The organism is Jiangella sp. DSM 45060 (assembly GCF_900105175.1).
In the GTDB taxonomy this organism is placed as follows: domain Bacteria; phylum Actinomycetota; class Actinomycetes; order Jiangellales; family Jiangellaceae; genus Jiangella.
On the sequence record NZ_LT629771.1, the window covers coordinates 568,353 to 583,213 of the forward strand.

Sequence of the window (14,861 nt, forward strand, 5' to 3'; positions counted from 1 at the left end):
CAGTGGGGCGGCCGGACACGTTTCCGCCCAGGTCGCCGCCCGCGTCGGCCGTCGTCGTGCCGGGAATCTCAGCCGCAGCGCGTACCCTTGTGCGACGTGGCAGCACGTGACGTAGACGCCGAGATCGCGGACCTCTCGCAGACCCTCGCCAGCATCGAGAATGTTCTCGAGCCGGAGAAGATGCGAGAGCGCATCACCGACCTCGAGGCGCACGCGGCCGCGCCGGACCTGTGGGACGACGTCGAGCAGGCGCAGCAGGTCACCAGCCAGCTGTCGTACCTGCAGGCCGAGTTGCGCAAGGTCACCGAGCTTCGCCAGCGCATCGAGGACCTCCCGGTCATGGTCGAGCTGGGCCGCGACGAAGGCGACGCCGACGCGATGGCCGAGGTCGAGCGCGAGATCGACGACCTCCGGAAGGTGATCTCCGACCTCGAGATCCGCACGCTGCTGTCCGGCGAGTACGACGAGCGCGAGGCCGTCGTCACGATCCGGTCCGGCGCCGGCGGGGTCGACGCCGCCGACTTCGCCGAGATGCTGCTGCGCATGTACCTGCGCTGGGCCGAGCGGCACGGCTACAAGACCGAGGTCCTCGACACCTCCTACGCGGAGGAGGCCGGCCTCAAGTCGGCGACGTTCGAGGTCAAGGCGCCGTTCGCGTACGGCACGCTGTCCGTCGAGGCGGGCACGCACCGCCTCGTCCGCATCTCGCCGTTCGACAACCAGGGCCGCCGGCAGACGTCGTTCGCGGCGGTCGAGGTCATCCCGCTGATCGAGACCACCGACCACATCGACATCCCCGAGACCGACATCCGCATCGACGTGTTCCGGTCGTCCGGTCCCGGCGGGCAGAGCGTCAACACCACCGACTCCGCCGTCCGCATCACCCACCTCCCGACCGGCCTGGTGGTGTCGATGCAGAACGAGAAGTCGCAGATCCAGAACCGCGCCGCCGCCATGCGCGTCCTGCAGTCCCGACTCCTGCTGCTGCGCCGCGAGGAGGAGCAGGCGCAGAAGAAGGAGCTGGCCGGCGACGTCAAGGCGTCGTGGGGCGACCAGATGCGCTCCTACGTCGTCCACCCGTACCAGATGGTGAAGGACCTGCGCACCGAGCACGAGGTCGGCAACCCGCAGGCCGTGTTCGACGGGCAGATCGACGACTTCCTGGAGGCCGGCATCCGCTGGCGCAAGCAGCAGGAGCAGGCCGAGGCCCAGTGAGCACGATTCCCCTTTCGCATGCGCGACTCACCGTCCCTTCTCAGCGTGCGGTCACATCCGGACGTACACTCGCACACGAACCGGCAGACGAGCTTCAGGCGGTCAGGGCCATCGCAGGAGCGTCTGACATCCACATCGGCGAGGCATCGTGATCCTTTTCGACAACGTCAGCAAGTTGTACCCGACGCAGAACCAGGCAGCGCTCGAGAGCCTGTCCCTGGAGATCGAGAAGGGCGAGTTCGTCTTCCTCGTCGGGCCGTCCGGGTCCGGCAAGTCGACCTTCCTGCGGCTGACGCTGCGCGAGGAGAAGCCGACCGCGGGCCGCATCCGCGTCGCCGGCAAGGACCTCCACCGGCTGTCGAACTGGAAGGTCCCGCACCTGCGCCGCCGCATCGGCACCGTCTTCCAGGACTTCCGGCTGCTGCCGAACAAGACGGTGTTCGAGAACATCGCTTTCGCGCTGCAGGTCATCGGCAAGCCGCGCCGCCAGATCAACCGCGACGTCCCCGCCGTCCTCGAGCTCGTCGGGCTCGACGGCAAGGAGGACCGGCTGCCCGACCAGCTCTCCGGTGGCGAGCAGCAGCGGGTCGCCGTCGCCCGCGCGTTCGTCAACCGCCCGCTGATCCTGCTGGCCGACGAGCCCACCGGAAACCTCGACCCGGGCACCAGCGTCGGCATCATGAAGCTGCTCGACCGCATCAACCGCACGGGCACCACCGTGGTCATGGCCACCCATGACCAGTCCATCGTCGACCAGATGCGCAAGCGCGTCATCGAGCTCGAGCACGGCAAGCTGGTCCGCGACCAGTCGCGCGGCGTCTACGGCTACACCCGCTGACACCGCCCTTCGTCCCGAACCCGCCGACCCGGAAGAAACCATGCGCTTCCAGTACGTCCTGTCCGAGATCACGACCGGCCTGCGCCGCAACCTGACGATGACCATCGCGCTCGTCATCGTGGTGGCCATCTCCATCGCCATGCTGGGCGCCGGCCTGCTGATCCGATCCCAGGCCGAGACCACCAAGGGCTACTGGTACGACCGCATCGAGATCTCGGTGTTCATGTGCAACGAGTACTCGACCGGAGCCGGCTGCGCCGACGGCGCCGTCACCGACGCGCAGCGCGACACCATCCGGCAGACGCTGGAGTCGCACCCCGAGGTCGACGAGGTGTTCTACGAGAACCAGGAGCAGGCGTTCGAGCGGTTCAGCGAGCAGTTCGACGACTCCGACATCGGCGGCATCATCACGCCCGACCAGCTCCCCGAGTCCTTCCGCGTCGCCCTGCAGGACCCCGAGCAGTACGACGGCGTCGTCTCGGCGGTGGCCGGTCTGCCCGGCGTGCAGGAGGTCACCGACCAGCGGCAGCTGCTCGAACCACTGTTCCGGACGCTCGACGGCTTCCAGCTGGTCGCGTTCGCCATCACCGTCATCCAGATCATCGCGGCGGTGCTGCTGATCGGTAACACCATCCGGCTGGCCGCGTTCAACCGGCGCCGCGAGACCGGCATCATGCGGCTGGTCGGCGCGTCGAACTTCTACATCCAGCTCCCGTTCATCCTGGAGGCGGCGATCGCCGGCCTGCTCGGCTCGGTGCTCGGCGTCATCGCCCTCTTCGGCGGCGTCGAGCTGATCGTCGGCCGGTTCATCGCGCCCAACCTCCAGTTCACGTCCTGGGTCGACAGCGCCGACGTGTGGGCGGCGACGCCCTGGCTGCTGGTGGCCGGCGTGCTGTTCTCGATGCTGGCCTCGTTCGTGACCCTCCGCCGCTACCTGCGCGTCTAGCGGTTGGGCCGGCGCGAGGTCTGGCGCGCGGTCGGCGATCGGGCTGGTGAGCGGTCTGGTGCGCGCTGGGTCGCCGATGCGCGGACGTTGTCGCGCTGACGTTGTCGGTGCCCGCCCGTAGGGTGAGAGGCCCTCCCGGCCGGGAGGGGGCCGTACGTCGAGTCGGCCGTGTCTGGCGGTGCAGGGCGCCGGTCGCGTGCGGCCTCGGTCGGCCACCGCGCTGGCGCGGCCCGGGCACCCTGGAGGCCCTGCGCAGCCACCACTGAGCCCGGCGGCAGCCATCACTCGAGCCCGGCGGCAGCCACCACTCAGACCGCGGCCGGACCCTGACCCACCACCTCCCGACACGCCGAGGCGGCGAAATCCGGCGTCCGCGCCGATTCGCGTTACTTGCCCACCTTGTGCCCTCGCCTGCGGGAATGACAGCGATGTAGTTATCGCGGGCTGCTTCGCGGCCAGAGTGAATGGTGTTACGGTCATGCACGAGTGGTGCGAGGGAGGCCGCTGTGAAGGCTGTGACAACTGAGACGTCGTGGGCGCGGCGGGTGACCGTGATCGTCGTCACCGTCGGCCTTCTCTGCACCGGTCTGAGCCAGGCATGGGCCACGTCCGACGCCGAGCGACGGTTGAAGGACGCGCAGAACAGCCTGGAGCACGCCCAGGATCAGCTGGCCCACTCCACGCAGGCGCTCGCCGACGCGACGGCCGCGTACCAGGCGGCGACGGCGCAGTTGCCGGCCGCCGAGGCGACGCTGGCCGGCGCGCAGCAGGGCCTGGCCACCGCCGAGCACGAGCTCGAGGTCGCGCGCGGCGAGGTCGCCGCGGCACGGGCGGCCGACGAGGCGGCGGCGCAGAAGCTGGCCGACGCCGAGAAGAAGGTGAAGGACCAGATCGCCAAGATCGACGACGTCACGGAGCGGATCGACGGCAAGCGGGCGTCGATCAGCCAGGTCGCCGTCGAGGCGTACACCCGCGGCGTCGGCGCCGACCTCGCCAGCCTCACCATCCTCATGCAGGCCGACAGCATGGACGCGCTCGCCGCGCGCGCCGCCGCTTCCACGTCGGTGCTGACGGCCGAGAACACCATCCTCGGCGCCCTCAAGGACGACCGCGCCGAGCTGGCCAACGAGCGCGTCGTCCTCGAAGACCTGGAAGCGGCCGCCGAAGAAGCCCGTCAGCTGGCGGCCGCCACCCTGCAGGCGACCGAGGAGCGCGAGCAGGCCGCCGAGGCCGCGCGCGCCACCGCGCAGGCCGCCAGCGACGCCGCCGCGGCGGCGAAGGCCGAGGTCGACCAGCTCGTCTCCGCCCGCGACGGTGCGAGGACGGCGGCGCAGGCGGCCCAGGCCGCGGACCAGGCCCAGACGGCGGCGTGGTCGGCCGAGCGGGACCAGATCGAGGCCGAGATCGCCGAGATCCAGCGCCGGCAGCAGGAACAGGCCGAGCAGGAGCAGGCCGAGCAGGAAGCCGAAGAGGACAACGGCGGCTCCGGCGGAGGCGGCGGCGGTGGTGGCGGCGGAAACGGCGGTGGCGGCGGAGGCGGCGGCAGCTCCGTCACGCTGGCCTTCCCGACCGCGAACCCGTACGTCACCTCGCCCTACGGCATGCGCGTCCACCCGGTCACCGGCGTCTACAAGCTGCACGACGGCACCGACTTCCGGGCCTACTGCGGCACGCCGATCCGCGCGGCCGCCGCGGGCACCGTCGAGTGGGCCTACTACCGGGGCGCGTACGGCAACCAGGTCGCGGTCAGCCACCGGCGCATGGTGACGACGTACAGCCACCTGTCGCGGTTCGCCGTCAGCGACGGCGAGAGCGTGTCGCAGGGCGAGATCATCGGCTACTCCGGCACGACCGGCAGCTCGACCGCCTGCCACCTGCACTTCATGCTCTACGTCGGCGGCGAGCGCGTGAACCCGATGAACTACCTCGGGCAATAACGCAGTCGTCTCGAGGGCACCGGAGGTGCGATCCTTGGGGCATGGCACGAGAACGCGGACGCACCGTGGTGGCCCAGAACCGCAAGGCCCGCCACGACTACCACATCGACGACACCTACGAGGCCGGCATCGTCCTGACCGGCACCGAGGTGAAGGCGCTGCGGGCCGGCAAGGCGTCGCTGGTCGACGGTTTCGCCGAGGTCCGCGACGGCGAGGTGTGGCTGCGCAACGTGCACATCCCCGAGTACGACCTCGGCACCTGGAACAACCACGCGCCGCGGCGCTCGCGCAAGCTGCTGCTGCGCAAGGACGAGATCAGCAAGCTCATCGGCAAGACCCGCGAGACCGGGTTCACGCTCGTCCCGCTGACGCTGTACTTCAAGGACGGCTACGCCAAGATCGAGCTGGCGCTGGCCCGCGGCAAGAAGGCCTACGACAAGCGGCATACGCTGGCCGAGCGCGAGGCGAAGCGCGAGGCCGAGCGCGCCATGGCCAACGCCCGCCGCAAGCGCTGAGCCCGCGGTGAGCCCGCAGTGAGCCCGCGGCGGCTCCCGGCGGCGACGGCCCTGCTCCTGGCGGCGGTGCTGCTGGCCGGCTGCGGCGGCGGCTCCGCGGCCTCGACGCCGTCGCCGTCCGCCTCGACGCCCACCGCCACGGCCACGCCCACCCCCGCCCCGGCCTGGCCGCTGACCGGCCTGCCCGCGCCGTCGGCCGCCGACGCCGCGACGCCGGCGCTGGTCGTGAAGATCGACAACACGCCGTCATCGGCGCCGCAGCTGGGGCTGTCGAAGGCCGACCTCGTGGTCGAAGAGCTGGTCGAGGGCGGGCTGACCCGGCTGGCCGCGCTGTACCAGTCGGCGCTGCCGCCGGTCGCCGGGCCGGTGCGGTCGGTGCGCACCACCGACGCCGGCCTCGCGCTGCCGGCGGGCGGCGTGCTGGTCGCGTCCGGCGGCGCGGAGCGGGTGCTGAAGGCGCTGGACGAGGCCGGCGTCACCGTGCTGACCGGCGGCGGCAACGGCCTGTCCCGCGACCACAGCCGGCCGGCGCCGTACAACGTCATGCTCGACCCCGCGGCGGCGGTGGTCAGCCTGCCCGCCGGCGCCGGCGTCCCCACCAGCCCCTACCTGCCGTGGGGGACGGCGCCCGCGGGCCGACCGGTCGGCGGCGCCGTCGTGACGTTCTCCGCCGCGCGCACCTCGACCTGGACGTGGTCCGACGGCGTCTGGGTGCTCGACGGCGACCACGCGGCCGACGGCGACCGGTTCGGCCCGGCGACGGTGCTGGTGCTGCGGGTCGAGCTGCGCGACGCCGGCTACGAGGACCCGGCCGGCAACCCGGTCCCCGAGACCGTCCTCGTCGGCTCCGGCGCCGCGACGCTGCTCACCGGCGGCGCGGCCGTCGAGGGCACGTGGAGCAAGGAGTCGCTGGCGGCGCCGCTGACGCTGGCCGGCGCCGCTGGGGCGCCGCTGCACGTGCCGCCGGGGCGGGTGTGGATCGAGCTGGTCCCCGACTCCGGCTCGGTGACGCTGCGCTGACCGCGCCGTGCGAGGCTGGCCCGATGACCGACGACGCATGGGAAGGACGCATCGCCGCGGCGTGGGCGTCCATCGACGAGTACGACGACGACGCGTTCCGGGCCGTCGTCGACGACCTGGCCGCCGAGCTGCCCGCCGGGCACCCCGTCGCGGCGTTCGAGCGGGCCTGCGCGTTCGACTCGACCGGCCGCCCCGACCTCGCCGAGCCGCTCTACCGCGAGGCGCTGGCCGCCGAGCTGCCGGGCGAGCGGCGTCGCCGGGCGGTGATCCAGCTGGCCAGCACCGTCCGCAACCTCGGTCGTCCGGCCGAGAGCGTCGAGCTGCTCACCGCGGAGCAGGGCCGCGGCTCGGACCACCTGGACGACGCGGTCAGCTGCGTGCTCGCGCTGGCGCTCACCGACGCCGGGCGGGAGCGCGAGGCCGTCTCCGTCGCCGTCGGCGCGCTGGCCCGGCACCTGCCGCGCTACCAGCGCTCGATGACCGCCTACGCCCGGGCGCTGGTCTAGGGTGTGTCTGCCAAGTCCGTGGCCTACTGCGCGACGCCCAGGCGGCGCCTCGCTGCGTTCTCGTCAGTCGTCATAGAACCCCGCCATGACTCCTTCCTCGCACCTTGCGAGGCCTCCACCCGGACGCCGCTCGCTACGGCCGAGACATGGCAGACACACCCTAGGCGGAGTGATGCGCACCGCACCCGCGAGACCTTGTCACCCCGCTTAAAAGAAGGGATATTCGTTTTAGAAACTCGACCGACCCACGGAGGCATCCCGTGACACCACCGCCACGAGCGCAGGCAGGACGATCGCCGGTGAGGATGGAGCGGGTCGCCGGGCGATGGTGGTGGGTCCGGCGCGACTGCTACGGCCGGGTCGCCGCGATGGCGGCGGACCTCGACGGCGTCCGGATGCTCGACGTCGCCGTGGTCACCCGGCGCGACGGGGCGGGAGCCCGCCGATGACGTCGTCCGTCGTGGAGGCGGGCCCGGCGGCCGGGACCGTCGTGGCGAGCGCCGAGTACCGCATCAGCCGCGCGGACCTGGTCCGCTACGCCGGCGCGTCGCACGACTTCAACCCGCTGCACTGGAGCCCGCGGATCGCGGCCGCGGCCGGGCTGCCCGGCGTGATCGCGCACGGCACCCTTCTCCTCGGCCTGGTGACGCGGCTGCTGAACGGCTGGCTGGGCGACCCGGGGCGGCTCGACGAGCTCACCTTCCGCTTCCTCCGCCCCGTCGTGGTGCCCGACGACGACGTCTCCGTCGCGATGAGGGCCCAGGTCGCGGAGCGTCATCCGGACGGCCGGGTCGCCGTGACGGTGGTCGGGTCGGTCGAGGGCACCGGCACCGTGGGCCGGGGCCGCGCGATCGTCCGGCCGCCGGACTAGACGGCGCGGCGCGCGACGTTCTCGGCCGGCGGGCCGCTCGCCGGTGCGGCGATCCAGGGGCCGGTGCCCTCGCTCTGGTCCAGCACGTCAGCCTCGAACCAGGTGTGCTCGCCGGCCAGCACGGCCTTCGCCAGCGCTTCGTCGGCGCCGTCGGTGTTGCGCCAGAGCCCGTCGAACAGCCGCTCGACCCGCAGCCGCGCCTGCCGCGCGAACACGTCGGCCAGCTGGACGGAGCCGGAGTCGGGCAGCATGCGCGCCCGCACGCAGGACGCCGCGATGGCGAACAGCTCGGCGCCGATGTCGACGACCCGGCCGAGGAAGCCCTGCTTGCGCTCGAGGCCGCCCTGCCAGCGGGCCATGCCGTAGAACGTCGACCGCGCCAGCCGCCGCGACGCGCGCTCGACGTAGCGCAGGTGCGGCGCCAGCACGCCGAAGTCCTGGTACGACGTCGGCAGCTGGCCGGCCCCGGTGACCAGCTGCGGCAGCCACTTCGCGTAGAACCCGGTCGCCTTGACCGCCGCCTTGGCCTTGCCGGGCAGCGCGACGTCGGGGTCGACGATATCGCCGGCGGCCTGCAGGTGGGCGTCGACGGCCTCGCGGGCGATGAGCAGGTGCATGATCTCCGTGGAGCCCTCGAAGATGCGGTTGATGCGCAGGTCGCGCAGGATCTGCTCGGCCGGTACGGCGCGCTCGCCGCGGGCCCGCAGCGAGTCGGCGGTCTCGTAGCCGCGGCCGCCGCGGATCTGCACCAGCTCGTCGGCCACCTGCCAGGCCGTCTCGCTGCACCAGAGCTTCGCCAGCGCCGCCTCGATGCGGATGTCGCGCCGTCCCTCGTCGGCCAGGTGAGCGGAGAGGTCGAGGACGGCCTCCTGTGCGTACGCCGTGGCCGCGATGTAGGACAGCTTGTGTGCGACGGCGGCGTGCCGGCCGACCGGGCGGCCCCACTGGACCCGCTCGGCGGACCACTCGCGGGCGATCTTCAGGCACCACTTCGACGCCGCCGTGCACAGCGCCGGAATCGACAGCCGTCCGGTGTTCAGCGTGGTCAGCGCGATCTTCAGGCCCTCGCCCTCGCGGCCGACGCGGTTCGCGGCCGGGACCTTCACCCGGTCGAGCCGGGTGACGCCGTTCTCGATGCCCTTGAGCCCCATGAACGCGTTGCGATGCTCGACGGTGATGCCGGGGGAGTCGGCCTCGACGACGAACGCCGTGACGCCGCCGCGGCCGCCGTCGTGCTCGGGGACCCGCGCCATGACGATCAGCAGCTCGGCGATGACGCCGTTGGTGGTCCACAGCTTGGTGCCGCTGAGCTCGTAGGCCGCGCCGCCGTCGACCGGGACGGCTTCCGCCGCGAGGCGGGCGGGGTCGGAGCCGACGTCGGGCTCGGTGAGCAGGAACGCGCTGATGGCGCCGCCGGCGCAGCGGGGCAGGAACGCCCGCTTCTGCTCGTCGGTGCCGAACAGCTTCACCGGCTCGGGGACGCCGATGGACTGGTGCGCCGACACCAGCGCGCCGATGGATGGGTGCACGCCGCCGAGCAGCATGAGCGCGCGGTTGTAGCCGACCTGCGTGAGCCCGGCGCCGCCGTATTCGCGCGGGATCTTCATGCCGAACACCCCGGCCCGCGCCATGGCCTTGACGTACTCGTCGGGGATGCGCGCCTCGCGCTCGATGACCGCGCCGTCGAGCTCGTCGCAGACGCCGCGCAGCCGGTGGAGGAACGCCGTCGTGGCCGCCTCGTCCTCGGGGCGCTGCGCCGGGTGCGGATGGATGAGGTCGAGCCGGAACCGGCCGAGGTACAGCTCCTTCGCGAACGACGGCTTCTCCCACCGCGTCTCGCGCGCCGCCTCGGCGACCCGCCTGGCTTCTCGCTCGTCGACCTGCTGGGTGGTCATCCGCGCCTCCTCCGTCGGTGGCGTCGTACCCAATGTTACCCGCAGGTAGCCATAGTCGCGATGCACAAATAGTCTGGTCGCCGGCCGGCCGCAGCTGGTCGCGCCCTGGGGCGGCGCCGGGTGGGCAAGACGTTCCTGCTCACGCACTTCGCCCAGGGGCGGCCGGCCGACGTCCTGGCCGACGGGGAATCTCAGTGGCCCGGTCGGCGTTGAACGTTGTAACCTTGGCGAACCTTCGGGTGCGCCCGGGGGATTGACAACTCCAGAGGGGCTGAGCGGTTTCGACTTCGTTCGTCGAACCAGGGGAAGCGGGCCGAGGAGGCCGCGTTATCTCGTTAACGCTCGCGGCAAACGTTACAAGTGCCAACGCTAAGCGCACTGACTTCGCCCTCGCCGCCTGACGGCAGGTACTGAAGTCTGTCGACCCGGGGATGTCTCCGCCCCGGTGTTCGGCATCATCTAGGAGACTCACCGACCGGTACGGTCACGGGACCGGTAGGGACACTCACGTGGCTGGGCTCGTCACGGTGAACTCGCCTGTGTGATCACCGGAGCCGAGTAGAGGCATGACAGGCTGCGCCCGGAGAAGCCCTGGAGAAGCGTCGAAGGACCCGGGTTCGATTCCCGGCAGCTCCACAACAGCCGAAGCGGCTGGTCAGAAGCGATTCTGGCCAGCCGCTTCGTCGTGCGACGACCACGTGACGACCACAGTGCGGATGCGCAGCGCGCCGGTTACGGCAGTGCCGGATGCGGCCGCCGGTCGGCCAGCACGGCGTGACCTCGCCGAGGCCGGCCAGGACCACGGGCTCCGAGGCAACCGAGCGCGCCGCGGGAGCGTCATGGCTATGTGAGGGGCGCCACATTCGCGCCCGCATCGCATTCTCGACCTCGGGAGAGCGGCATGAAAGTGACCGCAACAGCTGTCGGAGTCATCGTCGCGGCCATCGTGAGCAGCGGTGTCACCTCCAGCGCCACCGCACCCTCGAGCACCTCTGCGGTGCGCGCAGCAGCACCAGCGGCCGTCTGCCAGACACACCTCGGCACGTTCGACCACAGCGGCACCTACCGCAAGGTGAACGTGTCCAGCGACCTCACCATCGTCATCGGCGAGGGCGGCAACCTTCCTGGCGCGGCCGACCTCCGAACCCTGGGCACGGGCAGCATCGACTACGGAGACCACGCCGAACCACAGCCGTTCCACGACAACTGGCACCTCGCGACGTCCTCGGCCGCGCTGTACCTGATCCGCGCCCAGAGCAATTCCTCGACCGGTGAGCACGACAGCGTCACCGCCGAACTGGTGGCGCCGCGGTGGGGCGGTTTCCGTCACCTGGTGCAAGCCGGCCAGCCAGGTGAATCAGTGCCCAATCTGATCTACGGCCTGCACGACAACGGCACCTTGTACCGGTATCAACTCAGCTGGGGCGGAGGAACACCCGGTGTCAGCTCCTACGGCAGCGTGGCCGGATTCGGCGACCTCCGAACCATGACGTTGATCAGCCGCAGGCCCGGCTACGACACGCTGCTGGCCACGACGACCACTGGGCAGCTGACCTCGATCAGAATCCCCACGACGGCCACCATGACCGCGACCCGCTCGGTGATCCGAACGCGCACATGGGGAGCGCTCGACCAGCTCGCCATCGGGGTGTGCGACTCCGGCACGATGCTCGTCGCCATCAACAGCGCGACCGACCTGGCCTACGCCTACCACCTCGGCGTTCTCAACGGCACGAGCACCCCGATCACGAGCTGGGGGCAGCTCCGGGGCCAGTGGGCCTACCGGCTCGTCACCAGCAGCTTTCCCTTCGACACCATGCCACGTGGAGCGTGATCAAGTGAGACCACGATTCGCCATCATCGCCGCCGGCCTCTTCGTCGGCGCGACCCTCGCCGCGGCGCCGGCCGCGAGCTCGACGCCGGGCACCCCCGACCTCCCCGTGGTCCGCGCCGCCGCGTCGTCGACCCTGCCCTGCAGCATCGAAATGTCGATCATCGGCGCCGGAAGGTACCGAGAAATCCGCGTGAGCGACACGACCAGCCCGCGCACCATCACCGAGATCGGCGAGGTGCCCGGCGGAAGGTCGGTCCGCTCGTTGGCCACCGGCCACTTCCACGCCGACTTCGGCTTCAAGCTCCGTCACCACCTGGGCAACACCTCGACCTCGCTGTTCAGCCTCTCCGCCCGCGACGACCAGGACAGCAAGGAGATCACCGTCACCTCCATGGGTCGCGGCTGGGGCGGCTTCCGGCGCCTGGTGTCCTCCGGAGAGGCGACGGAATCCGTCAGCCCCGTCAGCCTCTACGGTCTGCACGACAACGGAAGGATCTACCGCTATCGGGTCGCCGCCCGCGAAGGCGGACAGCGCGTGGTCACCGGCGCCGGATCCGTCGCCGGATTCTCCGACCTGAAGACCATCGCGTTGATCAGTGTCACCTCGAGTTACCACGCACTCCTGGCCAACACCACCTCTGGCCAGCTCGTCGTGATCAAGATCCCGACGTCGTCCACGATGACCGCCACCCGGACCGTGATCAGGACCCGCACCTGGCAAGGGTTCGAGCACCTCGCTGTGGCGGACTGCAACGAGGGCTCGACCAACGTCCTGGTCGGCATCGACCACGACACGTCATCGGCCTACGCCTACTCGATGGCATTCCTGAAGAACACCACCAGCTCGATCCTGGGCCACGGGCAGGTCGCCGGCTCCTGGCCGTGGCTGGTCTTCACCAGCCTCCACGAGGCCGAGAACCCGCCTCAGGGCGCATAAGGCAGTACGGCGGTGAGTGGGTCGCGACGACGTGCGTCGTGACCCGCTCATGTCGCCTGTCGCCCGCTCGGTGCAGCCGATGGGTTCTGGGCCGGCACGGTCGAGTGCGGGCCGAGTAGACCGCCGATCCGCGTCGGCCGGTCGTCAGGGGCGGACAGGGTAGAATCAGGACATCGGCGCACGGTACTGAGCCCGGTCGGGGCTCCGGCGGCGCCGGCATCATGAAGCTCGGCCGCAGAGGCCGGAGACGGGCCGCGATCATGGCATCGCCCGCATCAGCAGTCGCCTCCGCGCGAGAGACGGCGCGCACCGCGTTCACGTCCCTGCCGGACCGGCACCGCGTCCTCGACGGCGGCTGGTGGCCCAGGTCCCGCGACCTCGTCGCCGAGTTGCCTGGCGTCATGCCTGCCGCCGGCGACGCGGAGTCGGCCGGGCGGGCGTTTGCTCACGTGCTCCGCGGGCACGGTCACGATGAGGCGAGCGCGACGCTCGCCGACACGAACTCGAGGAGTTGACATGACCACTGAACAACCGCTCAGACAGCGACGAGCCCATCCGCAGACCCGAGGTGGTGCCGGTCCACCGGTCGCGACCAAGGACCGGGTCCCGGCTCCCGTCCGTCACGTCAGCACGTACACCGAGCTGGCTCGGCAGATCCGCGAGGCCGGGCTGTTGCGGCGGCGCTACGGCTACTACTGGACCCGGATCGCCGTGGCCGTGACGGCGTTCGCGGGGATCTGGGTGGGGTTCGCGTTCCTCGGTGACTCCTGGTTCCAGTTGCTCCTCGCCGCCGCGCTCGCGGTCGTGCTGGTCCAGTTCGGGTACCTCGGGCACGACAGCGCCCATCGCCAGATCTTCGCCTCGCACCGGTGGAACGACTGGACCTCGCGGGTCTTCTCCGGGCTGTTCACCGGGCTCAGCTACGGCTGGTGGCAGTCCAAGCACAGCCGGCACCACGCCAACCCGAACAAAGAGGGCTCGGACCCCGATGTCGGGCCCGGCGTGCTGGCGTTCACCCCGGCCGTCGCCCAGGCCCGGCGCGGCCTGGCCGCTCGCCTGACGCCCCGTCAGGGCTACTTCTTCTTCCCGCTGCTGCTGCTCGAAGGGCTCGCGCTGCACGTCGCGAGCATCCAGACGATCATGCGGCGGCAGCCGCTGAAACACCGCTGGTGGGAGGCGTCGTTCGTCGCCGTCAGGCTCGGCGGGTACCTCACCGTGCTGCTGCTGGTGCTGCCGCCCGGGAAGGCGGCCGCCTTCTTCGGCGTGCAGATGGCGCTGTTCGGACTGCTCCTCGGAGCTTCCTTCGCACCGAACCACATCGGCATGCCCATCGTCGCGCCGGACGAGAAGGTCGACTTCCTGCGGCGTCAGGTGCTGACGTCGCGCAACATCCGCGGTGGCCGGCCGATCGACTTCTTCATGGGCGGGCTCAACTACCAGGTCGAGCACCACCTGTTCCCGAGCATGCCCCGGCCGAATCTTCGCCGGGCCCAGCCGATCGTGCGGGAGTACTGTGCCCGGCACCTGGTCGGCTACACCGAGACCAGCCTCTTCGGCGCCTACCGCGTCATCGTCGGCTACCTCAACCGGGTGGGGCTGCGCGGCCGGTACGCCTATCGGTGCCCGATGGCCGCGCAGTTCCGCGTCTGAGGATCCGACCCTGGTCAGCCGGGCCGGCGGGACAGCTGCCGCCGCAGCCGGATGATCCGGACGCTGCCGATGACCGCCACCACGAAGCCCGCGCTCGCTGCGGCGATGAGCAGCGCCAGCGCCAGCGGAACGCTGCCCTCCAGCCACAGGAAGGTGACGTCGACCCGACCCGTGTTCTGCAGGATGAACACCATCAGGATCGCGAGACGGACGCCGCGACGCAACTGCCCACCCAGGTGGCGCCGGTGCGACTGCGCGGGACCGGCGGTGTCGGCGCCGGTGCTCCCACGTCGGTATCGGCCGACGGCTCCGGACCGTCGCCGTTGCGGCGGAACAGAGGCATGACATTCCTTCGTCGAGATGGTCGGGCCGGCATGACTGGCACCTCGAAGATGGGATGTCGCGGTTCCCGGATACCTTCACCCTACGCCGTTCCGGTTGACCGGGCCGGGCGGGCTCGTGACCCGCTGACCTGCGTGCGACGTCCGGAACTGGGTACAGGTCCACCATGCTCGTTCTCGTCGTCGTCCTGCTGGCCATCTGGCTGGTGCTGTCGATCGTGGGATTCGCGATCGAGGGCATCCTCTGGCTCGGTGTCATCGGGGTGGTGCTGTTCGTGGCCACTGCTATCGTCGGCTGGCTGAGGCGATCGGCCCATCGAAGGGCGAACCCCGGCGGCGCCTGATCGCCCCCGGCT

At 71.0% G+C, this 14,861-nt stretch carries 16 protein-coding genes and 1 other RNA gene; 15 read left to right on the plus strand and 2 right to left on the minus strand.

The genetic code is table 11. From position 1 onward, the window contains the following. Nucleotides 1-96 precede the first annotated feature (96 nt). The 9 genes from prfB to BLU82_RS02570 all read left to right on the plus strand — a co-directional run bounded on the left by prfB (nt 97) and on the right by BLU82_RS02570 (nt 7,848). On the plus strand, nt 97-1,215 hold the full coding sequence (gene prfB, locus BLU82_RS02535) for a peptide chain release factor 2 (RefSeq protein WP_370246274.1): 1,119 nt from the start codon (nt 97-99) through the stop codon (nt 1,213-1,215). 148 nt (nt 1,216-1,363) lie between these two features. Next, the gene (gene ftsE / locus BLU82_RS02540) at nt 1,364-2,053 is read left to right on the plus strand and encodes a cell division ATP-binding protein FtsE (protein WP_069110375.1); all 690 of its coding nucleotides are present in this window, start codon (nt 1,364-1,366) and stop codon (nt 2,051-2,053) included. Between the two features lie 40 nt (nt 2,054-2,093). Then, nucleotides 2,094-2,999, plus strand: a complete 906-nt coding sequence (gene ftsX, locus BLU82_RS02545; RefSeq protein ID WP_069110374.1) for a permease-like cell division protein FtsX — start codon at nt 2,094-2,096, stop codon at nt 2,997-2,999. 506 nt (nt 3,000-3,505) lie between these two features. Beyond that, nucleotides 3,506-4,936 carry a M23 family metallopeptidase gene (locus tag BLU82_RS34645; RefSeq protein WP_172885516.1) on the plus strand — a complete coding sequence of 477 codons (1,431 nt, stop codon included), beginning with the start codon at nt 3,506-3,508 and terminating at the stop codon, nt 4,934-4,936. A gap of 41 nt (nt 4,937-4,977) precedes the next feature. Beyond that, nucleotides 4,978-5,451: an SsrA-binding protein SmpB gene (gene smpB / locus BLU82_RS02555; RefSeq protein WP_092615190.1), complete on the plus strand. Its 474-nt coding sequence runs from the start codon at nt 4,978-4,980 to the stop codon at nt 5,449-5,451. 18 nt (nt 5,452-5,469) lie between these two features. Further along, entirely contained in the window at nt 5,470-6,471 is a 1,002-nt protein-coding gene (locus BLU82_RS02560; RefSeq protein WP_092615193.1) for a DUF3048 domain-containing protein, read from the plus strand. A 23-nt stretch (nt 6,472-6,494) separates the two neighbouring features. Continuing rightward, nucleotides 6,495-6,977, plus strand: coding sequence for a tetratricopeptide repeat protein (locus BLU82_RS02565; protein ID WP_092615196.1), 483 nt, complete (start codon nt 6,495-6,497; stop codon nt 6,975-6,977). A 299-nt stretch (nt 6,978-7,276) separates the two neighbouring features. Beyond that, nucleotides 7,277-7,426 (plus strand): hypothetical protein, encoded by a 150-nt coding sequence (locus BLU82_RS33950; RefSeq protein WP_157740488.1) that lies wholly within the window; start codon nt 7,277-7,279, stop codon nt 7,424-7,426. Then, a complete protein-coding gene (locus BLU82_RS02570; RefSeq protein ID WP_092615199.1) occupies nt 7,423-7,848 on the plus strand; it encodes a MaoC/PaaZ C-terminal domain-containing protein in 426 nt (141 codons plus the stop codon). The genes BLU82_RS33950 and BLU82_RS02570 overlap by 4 nt, the downstream gene beginning before the upstream one ends. Here BLU82_RS02570 and BLU82_RS02575 read toward each other — a convergent pair. Continuing rightward, nucleotides 7,845-9,743, minus strand: coding sequence for an acyl-CoA dehydrogenase family protein (locus BLU82_RS02575; protein WP_092615202.1), 1,899 nt, complete (start codon nt 9,741-9,743; stop codon nt 7,845-7,847). The two genes, BLU82_RS02570 and BLU82_RS02575, sit on opposite strands and share 4 nt — an antisense overlap. Before the next feature lie 267 nt (nt 9,744-10,010). On the opposite strand from BLU82_RS02575, the gene ssrA reads away from it, so the two are divergent. From ssrA to BLU82_RS02605, 5 genes are all read left to right on the plus strand, one after another. After that, nucleotides 10,011-10,382, plus strand: a transfer-messenger RNA (tmRNA) gene (gene ssrA, locus BLU82_RS02580). Between the two features lie 262 nt (nt 10,383-10,644). After that, nucleotides 10,645-11,577 (plus strand): hypothetical protein, encoded by a 933-nt coding sequence (locus BLU82_RS02585; RefSeq protein WP_157740489.1) that lies wholly within the window; start codon nt 10,645-10,647, stop codon nt 11,575-11,577. Nucleotides 11,578-11,683: 106 nt separating this feature from the next. Continuing rightward, a complete protein-coding gene (locus BLU82_RS02595; RefSeq protein ID WP_157740490.1) occupies nt 11,684-12,514 on the plus strand; it encodes a hypothetical protein in 831 nt (276 codons plus the stop codon). Between the two features lie 260 nt (nt 12,515-12,774). Then, on the plus strand, nt 12,775-13,029 hold the full coding sequence (locus tag BLU82_RS36245) for a DUF5994 family protein (protein ID WP_370246303.1): 255 nt from the start codon (nt 12,775-12,777) through the stop codon (nt 13,027-13,029). 1 nt (nt 13,030) lies between these two features. Continuing rightward, entirely contained in the window at nt 13,031-14,164 is a 1,134-nt protein-coding gene (locus tag BLU82_RS02605; RefSeq protein WP_092615218.1) for an acyl-CoA desaturase, read from the plus strand. Between the two features lie 14 nt (nt 14,165-14,178). Here BLU82_RS02605 and BLU82_RS02610 read toward each other — a convergent pair whose 3' ends face one another. Then, nucleotides 14,179-14,388, minus strand: coding sequence for a lipopolysaccharide assembly protein LapA domain-containing protein (locus tag BLU82_RS02610; protein ID WP_157740491.1), 210 nt, complete (start codon nt 14,386-14,388; stop codon nt 14,179-14,181). Between the two features lie 284 nt (nt 14,389-14,672). Here BLU82_RS02610 and BLU82_RS34650 point away from each other — a divergent pair, with 284 nt between their 5' ends. Next, on the plus strand, nt 14,673-14,849 hold the full coding sequence (locus tag BLU82_RS34650; RefSeq protein ID WP_172885517.1) for a hypothetical protein: 177 nt from the start codon (nt 14,673-14,675) through the stop codon (nt 14,847-14,849). Nucleotides 14,850-14,861 lie beyond the last annotated feature (12 nt).